General features: G+C 66.4%; 9 protein-coding genes. 7 read left to right on the forward strand and 2 right to left on the reverse strand.

Going from position 1 to position 13028, the window contains the following annotated elements; genetic code table 11:
• Window positions 1-50 precede the first annotated feature (50 nt).
• A complete protein-coding gene (locus FHS98_RS13030; protein WP_167105651.1) occupies window positions 51-2801 on the reverse strand; it encodes a TonB-dependent receptor in 2751 nt (916 codons plus the stop codon).
• 222 nt (window positions 2802-3023) lie between these two features.
• Between FHS98_RS13030 and FHS98_RS13035 the strand changes: the two genes are divergently transcribed.
• The 7 genes from FHS98_RS13035 (at window position 3024) to FHS98_RS13065 (ending at window position 11973) form a co-directional block, all read left to right on the forward strand.
• Window positions 3024-5213 carry an alpha-galactosidase gene (locus tag FHS98_RS13035; RefSeq protein WP_243848023.1) on the forward strand — a complete coding sequence of 730 codons (2190 nt, stop codon included), beginning with the start codon at window positions 3024-3026 and terminating at the stop codon, window positions 5211-5213.
• Between the two features lie 60 nt (window positions 5214-5273).
• The gene (locus FHS98_RS13040) at window positions 5274-6359 is read left to right on the forward strand and encodes an MBL fold metallo-hydrolase (protein WP_167105657.1); all 1086 of its coding nucleotides are present in this window, start codon (window positions 5274-5276) and stop codon (window positions 6357-6359) included.
• 261 nt (window positions 6360-6620) lie between these two features.
• Complete coding sequence (cyoA, locus tag FHS98_RS13045; RefSeq protein WP_341786065.1) at window positions 6621-7538, forward strand: ubiquinol oxidase subunit II; 918 nt, start codon at window positions 6621-6623, stop codon at window positions 7536-7538.
• 7 nt (window positions 7539-7545) lie between these two features.
• Window positions 7546-9522 (forward strand): cytochrome o ubiquinol oxidase subunit I, encoded by a 1977-nt coding sequence (cyoB, locus tag FHS98_RS13050; RefSeq protein ID WP_167105663.1) that lies wholly within the window; start codon window positions 7546-7548, stop codon window positions 9520-9522.
• 1 nt (window position 9523) lies between these two features.
• Window positions 9524-10138, forward strand: coding sequence for a cytochrome o ubiquinol oxidase subunit III (cyoC, locus tag FHS98_RS13055; RefSeq protein ID WP_167105666.1), 615 nt, complete (start codon window positions 9524-9526; stop codon window positions 10136-10138).
• The gene (cyoD, locus tag FHS98_RS13060) at window positions 10138-10509 is read left to right on the forward strand and encodes a cytochrome o ubiquinol oxidase subunit IV (protein WP_167105669.1); all 372 of its coding nucleotides are present in this window, start codon (window positions 10138-10140) and stop codon (window positions 10507-10509) included. The genes cyoC and cyoD overlap by 1 nt, the downstream gene beginning before the upstream one ends.
• A gap of 75 nt (window positions 10510-10584) precedes the next feature.
• Window positions 10585-11973 carry an aminotransferase-like domain-containing protein gene (locus FHS98_RS13065; RefSeq protein WP_167105672.1) on the forward strand — a complete coding sequence of 463 codons (1389 nt, stop codon included), beginning with the start codon at window positions 10585-10587 and terminating at the stop codon, window positions 11971-11973.
• Here FHS98_RS13065 and FHS98_RS13070 read toward each other — a convergent pair.
• Entirely contained in the window at window positions 11970-12959 is a 990-nt protein-coding gene (locus FHS98_RS13070) for an LLM class flavin-dependent oxidoreductase (RefSeq protein ID WP_167105675.1), read from the reverse strand. The two genes, FHS98_RS13065 and FHS98_RS13070, sit on opposite strands and share 4 nt — an antisense overlap.
• Between the last annotated feature and the right edge of the window lie 69 nt (window positions 12960-13028).

Genomic DNA, 13028 nt, shown 5'->3' on the forward strand with positions numbered 1-13028 from the left:
GGACGGGCGACCCCCGGAAGGGCCGCCCGCCAGTTTGGGAGAACAGTCTATCAGAAGGTCGCGCGCACGCCGCCCGAGATCACGCGGCCCGTGTCGTAGAGGCCGGCGAACCGGTCCTTGAACGACGAGTAGATGCGCTGGCGGGAGTCGGTGGCGTTCAGCACGTCGACGAACACCGAGAAGTTGCGCGTCACCTTCAGGCTGCCCGTGATGTCGAGCTGGCCATAGCTGTCGACGTTCGTCGGCAGGCCGTTGTCGCCGAAGGTCGAGCGCAGGAAGGGCGCGCGCCAGTTGTACGCCACGCGAACCTGCACCGGTCCCTTCTCGTAGAAGCCGACGACGTTGGCGCTGTCCGACAGGCCCTCGACGTTGAACACCTGCGTGGTGAGCGCCGGATCGAAGGTCGTGGAGCTTTCCACCTTGGTGTAGTTGGCCGAGAAGCCGAGCCCGTCGAACGGCGCGGGCAGCAGCTTGTCGAACGTGTACTGCACGGTCGCCTCGAAGCCGTAGACGGTCGACTTGTTGGCGTTGATCGGCGTGGTGACGAGGAACTGCTCGCCCAGGATCGTCTGGGGGAAGGTGCCGTCGGAGACGAAGTTGCTGATCCGCTTATAGAAGCCGGCAAGGCTGATATAGCTGGTGCGGCCGAGATAATAATCCACGCCGACGTCGAAGTTCCACGCCAGATAGGGCTTCAGCATCGGGTTGCCGACCGAGATGGTGCTCTGCGCCGGCGGACGGAAGGTGAAGCTCTGGCTCAGCGTGAGCTGGGTCAGCGTCGGGCGGGTCAGCGTCCGCGACACGGCGGCGCGGACGTCGAAGGCGTGGCTCCAGTTGAAGCGGAAGGTCGCCGACGGCAGGAAATAGCCGTAATGGTTCTTCGCCGTCACCGGCACCGGCGCGCTGAACGTCGCCACCGAGGCGGTGGGATCGCCCGGATTCTGGGAGATGTTGGTGATCTCCACCGAATTGCCGGTGGCGCGCTCGTCCGTATAGACATAGCGGCCGCCGACCGCCGCGGTCCAGTTGTGGCTGCCGATATCGCCCTTCAGGTCGGCCTGGAGGTAGATCGCGCCGGTCAGCTCGCGCACCGCGCCCGAGCCCTTGGGATCGTAGATCGGTGCCGTGCTGTTGCCGTCGGCGGCATAGACGGCGTTGTAGTTGGCCTGTGCCGCCGCGCTGCTGTTCTGGGTGACCGCCGCCGGGCTGCCTTCATAGGCGACCAGCGCGTCGTGGTTGTAGTTCAGCCAGGAGATCGCCGGCTCGCCGAGGATGCTGCCGGGGCTGAACTCGGTGAAGAGCGACGGATCGGCGCTCGCGTAATAACCGCAATAATAGCAGTCGAGCGGGCTCGGGGAGACGACCGAGAGGATCGACTTCTTGCGCCGCGTGCCCAGCACGCCGAACTTGATGTCGGACAGGATGCCGCGGTTGAAGTCCTGCTTGCCGTCGATGTTCGCCTGCCAGACGTCGTCCGTCACGCCGCTGCCGCGTTCCGAGCAGCAGTGGAGATAGGCGCGGTTGGGATCGAAGGTCGGCAGCAGGCCGCTCATCGTCGGCACGCTGCCGGGGTTGAGGTTGAAGGTCGGGTTCACGCCCGGATTGGTCTCGCCGATCACATCGAAGATCGAGTCCACGCGATTGCGCGCGCGGGAGTGGGAGATGTCGGTGACGATCGTGGTGCGATCGGTCGGCGTCCAGTGGGCGTTGACGCCGATCTGATAGGTGTGGGTGTTCTCCGGGCCGGTCGACAGGATGTTGTCGGTCTTCAGGCCGCCGTCCGCCTTGCGGACGAAGTTGGTGACGGTGCCGTTGGGATTGATCGTCGCATCCTGGATGTCGCCCGGATCGGTGTACCAGCCGACCTGGTTGGTGGTCGAATGGATCTTGAGCTGGGTGTAGAGGCCGTCGAGCTGGAACTTCAGCTTGTCGGAGGCGACCCAGTCGATCGCCAGCGTGCCGCCGATGCGCTCGCGCCGGTTGTCGGTGGAGGTGAAGTTCAGCGTGCGCGGCAGATAGGCGTTCACGCCCGGACCCGCCGTGATGCCGTGGAGATGATCGGGCGAGAGCCAGGGGGTGCCGTCCGCATTCTGGGTCGGCTGCGCGATCCAGCCGCTGGTGTCGACGTCGGTGAAGCGGCTGTCGCGCTTGTCATAGTCGATGCTGGCGAGGATGCCGAAAGTGTTGTCGTCGTTGGTGTCGCTGATGAGCGCCGAGCCGACCGGCGTGCCCTTGTTGCGCGTGCTGTCGAACTTGCCCGACAGGCTGGCCGAGGCGTGGAAGCCCGGATGGTCGAGCGGACGCGCGGTGCGCAGGTTGACGGTCGATCCGATGCCGCCGTCCTGCTGGTCCGCCGTGGACGACTTGTAGACGTCGGCGCCGCTGATGAGTTCGGAGGGCAGGATGTCGAAGCTGAACTCGCGGCCCGGATTCTCGGTGGCGAGCAGGCGGTTGTTGAGCAGCACCGTGTTGAACTGCGGGCCGAAGCCGCGAACGGTGATGGTGTGGCCTTCGCCGCCCGACCGGTCGATCGAGACGCCGGGGACGTGCTGGAGCGATTCGGCGACGTTCTGATCCGGGAACTTGCCGATATCCTCGGCCGAGATCGAATCGACGATGCCGATCGTGTTCCGCTTGATATCCAGCGCGCGGTTGAGGCTGGCGCGCGTGCCGGTGACGATGATGTCCTGGGCGACGCCGGCCTCGGGTGACGCTACGGTGCTGGCCGGCGTGCTATCCTGGGCGATGGCGACTGTGGGCAGCGTCAGTGCCGCGACGCTCGCGCTGCCGAGGAAAAGCATGGACGCGCGACGACAGGTAATCCCCTTCATTCTCAATCCTCTCTGAATGGCCGGATCTTATTAGAGGTCCGTTCTTCACATATAAGTATGACATATATACTCTGGTGTCCAGCGCATTTGTCGCTATCGTGATGGCCGGTTGAAACGAGTGACCCAAGCCGCGCAGAGGCGGGCATCGGACGGAGGATGAGAAGCATGGGGCAGCGGCGTTGGCGGTGGAATATGGCGGTTGGCGGGGCGCTTCTGGGCGCCGCTTCGCTGGGGCTCCCGGCGCAGGCGAAGGTGAGCGTCGACACGTCCGCGCGGCTGTTCCGGCTGGACGGCGGGAACAGCAGCTATGCCTTCGGCGTCACGAAGGAGGGATTGCTCAAGGCGCTCTACTGGGGGCCGCGCCTCGCCGATTCGGATCGGCTGGAGGCGAGATCGCCGCACGAGCTTTCGAGCGTCGATCCCTCATCCTCGATCGACACGCAGGAATATCCGGGCTGGGGCGGGGGGCTCTACACCGAGCCCGCGCTCAAGGTCGCCTATCCGGACGGGGTGCGCGACGTCGTGCTCCATTATGTCTCCGCGCGGGCGGAGGGCGGCGCGATCCTCGTCGAGATGGCGGACATCGCGCGGCCGATCCATGTGACGCTGCGCTACACGATCGACGAGGCGACCGGCATCGTCGGCCGCTCGGCGGTGATCCGCAACGAGGGCAAGGCGCCGGTCAGGATCGATCAGGCATCGTCGGCGGCGTGGTCGCTGCCGGTGGGGGACGATTATCGCCTCCATTATCTGACCGGCCGCTGGGCGTCCGAATGGACCTTGCAGGAACGACCCGTCAGCGCCGGCTCGACGGTGATCGAGAGCCGCCGGGGCTCGACCAGCCATCAGGCCAATCCGTGGTTCGCGATCGATCGCGCGGGGCTCTCCACCGAGGAGAGCGGCCCCGTCTGGTTCGGCGCGCTGGCGTGGAGCGGATCGTGGCGGATCAGCGTCGATCGCGACCCTATCGGCGACGTGCGCGTGGTCGGCGGCTTCAACCCGTTCGACTTCGCCTATCGCCTGAAGCCGGGCGCGACGCTCGAGACGCCGGTGTTCTACGCGGGCTATTCGGATCATGGCATGGGCGGCGCCTCGCGCCTGCTGCACCGCTTCGAGATCGCCAAGATCCTGCCTGAAGGGCCGACGCCGAAGCTCCGCCCGGTGCTCTACAATAGCTGGGAGGCGACCGAGTTCGCCGTCGACGAGAAGGGCCAGATGGCGCTCGCCGAGAAGGCGGCGAAGATCGGCGTCGAGCGCTTCGTGATGGACGACGGCTGGTTCGGCGCGCGCAACAGCGATCATGCGGGCTTGGGCGACTGGACCGTCAACCGCACCAAATTCCCCAACGGCCTGAAGCCGCTGATCGACAAGGTGCATTCGCTAGGCATGGAGTTCGGCCTGTGGGTCGAGCCCGAGATGGTGAACCCGGACAGCGATCTTTACCGCAAGCACCCCGACTGGGTGATCTCCATGCCCGGCCGGCCGCGCACCGAGCAGCGCAACCAGCTCGTTCTCAACCTCGCCCGGCAGGACGTGCGGGATTATGTGCTGAAGGCGGTCGACGATCTGGTCAGCCAGAACGACATCGCCTTCCTGAAGTGGGATCACAACCGCAACTGGTCCGAGCCCGGCTGGCCCGGCGTCGATCCGCAGGATCAGCAGCAGCTCTATGTCGCCTATGTCCGCAACCTCTACGGCATCTTCGCGGAACTCCGGAAGCGGCACCCGAAGCTGGAGATCGAAAGCTGCTCGGGCGGCGGTGGCCGGGTCGATCTTGGCATCATGGGGCTGACCGACGAGGTCTGGCCGTCGGACAACACCGATCCCTATGACCGGCTGACCATCCAGGACGGCTTCACCCATGCCTATACGCCGGCGGTGATGATGGCCTGGGTGACGGACAGCCCGAACTGGGTGAACAACCGCAGCACCTCGCTCAAATATCGCTTCCTGTCCTCGATGCAGGGGGGCTTGGGCATCGGCGCCAACCTCAACAAATGGGCGGACGGTGATTTTGCCGAGGCCGCCAAGCTGGTCGCCGCCTACAAGCAGGTGCGCCAGACGGTGCAGCAGGGCGATCTCTATCGCCTCATCAGCCCGCAGAACGGATCGGAGCGTTCGGCCACCTTCTCCGTCTCGCGCGACAAGCGGCAGGCGGTGCTGTTCGCTTTCCTCCATTCGAGCACCAAGATCGACGTGCTGCCCAGGATCCATGTCGCGGGGCTCGACCCCGAGCGGCGCTATCGCGTGCGTGCGATCGACGCGGCCGCCTCGGCGGACGATCCCGTCCAGAGCGGCGCCTACTGGATGAACGCGGGCATCGACGTGCCGATGAAGGGCGATTTCCAGGCCGAGGGCCGGGTCTTCGAGGCGGTCGACTGAGGCTTCAAATCCGGCGGACTTTTCTCCATCATGCGCCCTCTCTCTTGGATGGAGCGGCGCATGAGGAGTGTCCGGGGCCGGGGTCTTGTTCTGGCCGTCACGCTGGGCTCGCTGATCCTCGCAGGCTGCGTCCATCGCAAGCATACGCCGCCGTCCCGCGTCTATTATCGCGGGCCGGCGAGCGATCATTTCGACGGCCAGCGCTTCTTCAATCCCGATGGCGAGTCCGGCACGGGCGGGCCGCGCAACTATCACGCCTCCGATTTCGTCCGCATCGCGACGGGGCGCACGCACAAGCCCTTCTGGCCCAAGGTGCCCGTGCAGCAGACGGTGCCGCCGAGGCGCGTCGAGGGCATGGCGATGCGCGTCACCTGGATCGGCCACGCGACCACGCTGCTCCAGACGCAGGGGCTCAACATCCTGATCGATCCGGTATGGGCGTGGCGGGATTCGCCGGTCCAGCTCGTCGGCCCCAAGCGGGTGCGCAAGCCGGGCGTGCGGCTGCACGATCTGCCGCCGATCGACCTGATCCTCATCAGCCACAACCATTACGACCATCTCGACATGCGCGCGCTCGGCTATCTCGCCCGGCGCGACCATCCGACGATCCTGACCGGCCTCGGCAATGACCGGCTGATCGCGGAGCATCATATCGAGGCGAAGGCCGGCGACTGGGGCGCGAGCTTCCCCATCCGCCCCGGCATCACGGTGACGCTCACCCGCGCGCACCACTGGAGCGCACGCTGGATCGACGACATGGACCGGGCGCTGTGGGTGGGCTTCCGCATCGGGCTGCCGGGGGGCGACGTCTATTATGCCGGCGACACCGGGCCGGGCGACATGCGCTGGGCGACGGAGGCGAAGGGCGCCGCGCCGATCCGCTTCGCGCTGCTGCCGATCGCGCCCTATCACATGACCGGCCGCCAGACCGGCAACCACATCATGCCCGAGCAGGCGGTGACCGCCTTCCGGCAGATCGGCGCGGCCTATGCGCTGGGCGTCCATTGGGGCACGTTCGAGCTGGGCAGCGAGCCGATCAACGATCCGCCCAGGCGGCTGGACGAGACGCTCGCCGCCAACGGGATCGCCCCCGGTCGCTTCCGCACGCTCGATGCCGGACAAGGCTGGGCCATCCCTGAATTGTAGGGATTTATATCGAGTCATATGCTCATATTGTATGGATTTGTGGCACTGCTGAATACGGAATTGCGCGTAATTCTGTGAGTTTGTACGGGTAATTGCAAATTACGTCCGGCTTCGATGCCGGTTTTGCATCCAGACAATCATTGCAAATGTATGCATGCATGGATATCGGCCCATGCAAAGGGCATCGCCCTCCCGTCGATTCGGTTTGTGGCGGCCCGGAGATGCGGCCGGCCGTGCCGGATGCATCGAAGGATTGCCGTGGTGACATTCAAGACCTCAGCCGGAGTGCTTCGTGCGAGGCGCAAGCTGGCTCCGCTCGCCTTGCTGGCGCTGGGCGGCTGCCGTTTCGAGCTGTTCGATCCGCAGGGCGCGATCGGCGAGCAGGAGAAGTCGCTGATCCTGATCGCGAGCGGGCTGATGCTGCTGGTCGTGATCCCGGTCATCATCCTGACGCTGGTTTTCGCGTGGCATTATCGCGCGTCCAACACCCGCGCGAACTATCAGCCGAAATGGCATCACTCGACCGCGATCGAGCTGGTGGTCTGGTCGATCCCCTGCATGATCGTCGCCTTCCTGGGCGTGCTGATCTGGCGCACGTCCCACACGCTCGATCCCTATAGGCCGCTGGAATCCAAGGCTACGCCTGTCCGCGTCGAAGTGGTGGCGCTCGATTGGAAGTGGCTGTTCATCTATCCCGATTACGGCGTCGCCTCGGTCAACCGGCTGGCGATCCCGGCCGGCCATCCGATCGATTTCAAGCTCACCTCGCAGTCGATGATGAACAGCTTCTTCATCCCGGAGCTGGGCAGCCAGGTCTACGCGATGGCGGGGATGCAGACGCAGCTCCACCTGATCGCGGACAAGCCCGGCACCTATCGCGGCCTGTCCTCGGCGTTCAGCGGCCCCGGCTTCTCGGACATGCATTTCGACACGATCGCCACCGACGAGCGCGGCTTCCAGCAATGGGTGGGGCAGGCCTCGGCCTCGCCGCTGACGCTCGACAAGGGCAGCTACGCCACGCTTGCGAAGCCCAGCGAGAAGAACCCGGTCCGCATTTACGGCCGCGTTTCGCCGGGGCTCTTCGACGGGATCGTCAACCAGTACATGGCCGCCCCGAACCAAGGCGCCACGCCGATGAAGGCCATGGCCATGCGCCACGACGCCACGGCCTCGGAGTAAACATCACATGCTCGGAAAACTCACGCTCGATGCGGTCCCGTGGCACGAGCCCATCATCATGGGCACGGGCGCGGTGGTCGCGCTCGGAGGGCTGGCGGTGCTCGCCGCACTCACATATTTCCGCCTGTGGGGGCCGCTGTGGCGGGACTGGATCACGTCGGTCGATCACAAGAAGATCGGCGTGATGTATATCGTCCTCGCGCTGGTGATGCTGCTGCGCGGCTTCGCGGACGCGATCATGATGCGCCTGCAGCAGGCGTTCGCCGCCAACGACGCCGCCGGCTTCCTGCCGCCGCATCATTACGACCAGATCTTCACGGCGCACGGCGTCATCATGATCTTCTTCGTGGCGACGCCGCTGATCCTCGGGCTGATGAACGTCATCGTGCCGCTCCAGATCGGCGCGCGCGACGTGGCCTTTCCCTTCGTCAACTCGCTGAGCTTCTGGCTCTCCGCGTTCGGCGCGGTGCTGGTGATGGCGTCGATGTGGATCGGCGACTTCGCGGCGACCGGCTGGGTGGCCTATCCGCCGCTCTCGGAGTTGGGATATAGCCCGACCACGGGCGTCGACTATTATATCTGGTCGCTCCAGATATCGGGCCTCGGCACGACGCTGACCGGGATCAACTTCATCGTCACGATCCTGAGGATGCGCGCGCCCGGCATGAGGCTGATGCAGATGCCGGTGTTCACCTGGACGGCGCTCATCACCAACATCCTGATCGTCGCCGTCTTCCCGGTGCTGACCGCCACGCTCGCGCTGCTGACGGCGGACCGCTATCTGGGGATGCACTTCTTCACCAACGAGCTTGGTGGGAATGCGATGATGTACATCAACCTCATCTGGGTCTGGGGCCACCCGGAGGTGTATATCCTGATCCTGCCGGCGTTCGGCGCCTTCTCGGAGATCGTGCCCACCTTCTCGGGCAAGCCGCTGTTCGGCTACAAATCGATGGTCTACGCCACCTCGTCGATCGGCGTGCTGAGCTTCTTCGTGTGGCTGCACCACTTCTTCACGATGGGCTCGGGCGCGAACGTCAACGCCTTCTTCGGCATCATGACGAGCATCATCTCGATCCCGACCGGCGTGAAGCTGTTCAACTGGCTGTTCACGATGTTCCGCGGCCGCATCCGCTATCACACGTCGGTGCTGTGGACGGTGGGCTTCATGGTCACCTTCGCGGTCGGCGGCATGACCGGCGTGCTGCTGGCGGTGCCGGGCGCGGACTTCGTGCTGCACAACTCGCTGTTCCTCGTCGCCCACTTCCACAACGTCATCATCGGCGGCGTGGTGTTCGGCTGCCTCGCGGGCATCAGCTTCTGGTTCCCCAAGGTGTTCGGCTTCACCCTCAACGAGTTCTGGGGGAAGGTCTCCTTCTGGTGCTGGCTCGTCGGCTACTGGCTGGCCTTCACGCCGCTCTATCTGCTCGGCTTCAAGGGCATGACGCGGCGCATGAACCATTATGACCATGCCGACTGGCATCCCTATCTGATCGTCGCGCTGATCGGCGCGGTCATCATCGGGATGGGCATCCTGTCGCTGCTGATCCAGTTCTATGTCAGCATCCGCGACCGCGAGCAGAACCGCGATCTCACGGGCGACCCGTGGGACGCGCGCAGCCTGGAATGGGGGACGGCCTCGCCCGCGCCCTTCTACAACTTCGCGGTGCTGCCCGAGATCAGCTCGGTCGAGCAGCATTGGGCGGACAAGGAAAGCGGCCGCAACCTCATCCAGCCGACCCGCTATGAGGACATCCACATGCCCCGCAACACGGGCACGGGCTTCATCATCTCGGCGTTCGGCTTCGTGCTGTGCTTCGCGATGGTGTGGCACATGTGGGCGATCGCCGGCGTCAGCCTGCTCGGCGTGATCGGCACCTTCCTGTTCCGCGCCTATGATCGCGACGTCGATTACTGGGTGCCCGCCGCCGAGGTCGAGGCGATCGAGAATGCGCGCTACGCCCTCCTGAAGAAGGCCGCCTGAGATGAGCAGCCCGGTTACCACCATCGACGCGGGCCATGGCGATCACGGCCATGGCCATGATGCCGGGGGCAACACCGTCCTCGGTTTCTGGATCTACCTGATGAGCGACTGCCTCATCTTCGCGATCCTGTTCGCCACCTTCGGCGTGCTGGCCTCCAGCTATGCCGGCGGCCCGACCGGCAAGGAGCTGTTCGACCTGCCCTATGTGGCGGGCGAGACGCTGATCCTGCTGGTCAGCAGCTTCACCTTCGGCGTGGCGATGCTCAACATGGCCGCGCGCAAGACGGAGAGCGTCATCAGTTGGCTGCTGGCGACCTTCCTGCTCGGCACCGGCTTCATCTGGATGGAGGTGCGCGAGTTCACCCACCTGATCGCGGAGCATGCCGGGCCGGATCGCAGCGCCTTCCTCTCGGCCTATTTCACGCTGGTCGGCACGCACGGCCTGCATGTCACCGCGGGCCTGCTGTGGCTGGTGACGATGATGCATCAGGTGGCGCGCTATGGCCTCGACGGCATCGTCCGCCGCCGGCTCGCCTGCCTCAGCCTGTTCTGGCACTTCCTCGATCTGGTGTGGATCTGCGTCTTCACCTTCGTCTATCTGCGCGGGGTATTGTGATGTCGACCGCCCATTCCCAGCCCCATGCCGACGACGGCGCGCATGGCAGCCTGGCCTCCTACACCATCGGCTTCCTGCTCTCGCTGGCGCTGACCGGCCTGTCCTTCGGGGCGGTGATGAGCGGGGCGGTGCCGCACGCGATGATCCTGCCGGCGATCGTGGGCCTCGCGGTGGTGCAGCTCCTCGTGCAGCTCGTGCTGTTCCTGCATCTGGGCAGCGCGCCCTCGCAGCGCGGCAACAGCGTGATCTTCCTGCTCACCGCCGCGCTGATCGCGATCCTCGTCTCGGGATCGCTGTGGGTGATGCACAACGCCAATCTCAACATGATGCCGATGCAGATGTCCGCCGAGCACGCCATGGCCCACGAGTGACGGCCCGGCCTTTGCGTGCCCCGGTATGGCGTGTTAGCCACGCCCCATGCTGAAAAGCCCTGTGAGATAGCGGCCATGCCGTCCTGGCAACCGAGGCTCGTCGAGAATGCCCGGATGAAATATCTGGGCATCGTGGAGGCGCTGGAGGCGGACCTGCGCTCCGGGCGGGTGGCGCAGGGCGACCGCCTGCCTTCGCAGCGCGCCATCGCCGAGGCGCTGAAGGTCGATCTCACCACCGTCACGCGCGCGTTCAACGAGGCGCGGCGGCGCGGGCTGGTCGACGCCCATGCCGGTCGCGGCACCTTCATCCGCGAGGATCTGGAACAGGAGCCGGCCCGCTTCTTCGACGGGGCGCCCCGGCTCGATCTCAGCATGAACATCCCGCCGCAGCCGGTGGCGGCCCAGCTCGGCACCCGCATCCCGGAAGGGATCGCCCGGCTCCTGTCGAGCCCGCGCGGGATGCTGCATCTCCATTATCAGGAGAGCACCGGCGCCGAGGCGGATCGCATGGCGGCGGCGGCCTGGCTCAGGGCGCGGATGGAGGCGGTGCCCGCCAGCCGCATCCTCGTGACCGGCGGCGCGCAGAGCGCCCTGTTCGCGCTGTGCGAGACGCTGTTCCGCCCCGGCGACCGCATCGCGGCGGGCGCGCTCACCTATCCGGGGCTCAAGGCGATCGCGGCGCAGACCGGCCTGATCCTGATGCCGCTCGCGATGGACGGGGAGGGGATCATCCCCGACGCGTTCGAGGAGGCCTGCCGCACCACGCCGCCGCACGCGCTCTACGTCATCCCGGCGATCGACAACCCCACCACCGCCACGATGCCGGAGGAGCGGCGGCGCCAGCTCGTCGCCATCGCGCGGCGCTTCGGGGTGGCGATCGTCGAGGACGATCCCTATTCGCCGCTGCTCGACCAGCCGATCCCCTCCTTCGCGGATATCGCGGGGGATATCACCTGGCATGTCGCGACATTGTCCAAATGCGCCACGCCGGCGCTGAGGATCGCCTATGTCGTGGCGCCGGGCGGCGCGCAGGCGCTGCGGCTGGCGGGGGTGTTGCGCGCGACCAACCTGATGGCCTCGCCGCTGACGGCGGCGCTCGCCTCGCAATGGATCGGGGACGATCGGCTGCGCGCGATCACCACCGCCATCCGCGCCGAGAATCGCGAGCGGCAGAAGCTCGCCGCCGCCATTCTCGCCGGTCAGGACATGGCGGCCGATCCGCGCGGCCATCATCTCTGGCTGCGCCTGCCCGCGCACTGGCGGGCCGCCGACTTCGCCGACCATGCCGACCGGCTGGGCGTGGGGATCGTGCCCAGCACGGCCTTCTCGGTCGGCCCTCCGCCGGTCGAGGCGGTGCGCGTCTCGCTCGGCGTCGCGCCGGACAGGGCGGTGCTGGAGGATGCGCTGACGGTGCTCTCCGGCCTGCTCGCCCAGCCCTCGCTGGGCGTGCGCGCGGTCGTCTAGCGCAGGTCCGCCATCAGCTCGGCGATCAGCTCGAAGGAGCGGAGCCGGGCCTGATGGTCGTAGACGTCGGAGACGATGGTGAACTCATCCGCGCCCGTCTCGAAGGACAGCATCTCCAGCCCCTTGCGCACGGTTTCCTTCGATCCGACGATCGAGCGCGACAGCATCCGCATCGCCTGCGCCTTCTCGATCGGGGACCAATAGGCCTCGATATCGTCGATCGGCGGCTGGCTCAGCCCGCGGGCGCCGCGGAAGAGATTGGCGAAGGACATCTTCTGCGTGGTGGCGAGGCGTTCGGCTGCCGCGTCGCTGTCGGCGGCGATGATGTTGACGCCGATCGCCGCATAGGGCTTCGCGAGCTGCTTCGACGGGCGGAACGTGTCGCGATAGATGCGCAGCGCGTCGTTCAGCATGTCGGGCGCGAAGTGCGAGGCGAAGCCGTAGGGCAGCCCCAGATGCGCGGCGAGCTGCGCGCCGAAGGTGCTGGAGCCCAATATCCAGAGCGGCACCTCGGTGCCCGCGCCGGGGGTCGCGCGGATGGTCTGGCCCTCCTCCGGCGGGGCGAGGAACGCCTGAAGCTCCAGCACGTCCTGCGGGAAATGATCGGCCGTGGCGGGCGCGCGGCGCAGCGCGCGCAGCGTCGCCTGATCGGTGCCCGGCGCGCGGCCGAGGCCGAGATCGATGCGGCCGGGGAAGAGGCTCGCCAGCGTGCCGAACTGCTCGGCGATGATGAGCGGCGCATGGTTGGGCAGCATGATCCCGCCCGAGCCGACGCGGATCGTGCTGGTGCCCGCCGCGATATGCTGGATCGCGAGCGCGGTGGCGGAACTCGCGATGCCGGGCATGTTGTGATGCTCGGCCACCCAGAAGCGGGTATAGCCCCAGCGCTCGGCATGAGCGGCGAGGTCGCGCGCCCGGTCGAGGGCTTCGCGCACCCCCCAGTCCTGCCCGACGCGGACGAGATCGAGGATCGAGAACCGGGGCATATACGCGCTCCTGAAAGGCCGCCGGAACGGGCGTCCGGCAAGGTGTGGCCCTTCATGTAGGAAGGCGGA

This window comes from Sphingomonas oligoaromativorans, assembly GCF_011762195.1.
Lineage (GTDB): Bacteria > Pseudomonadota > Alphaproteobacteria > Sphingomonadales > Sphingomonadaceae > Solisphingomonas > Solisphingomonas oligoaromativorans.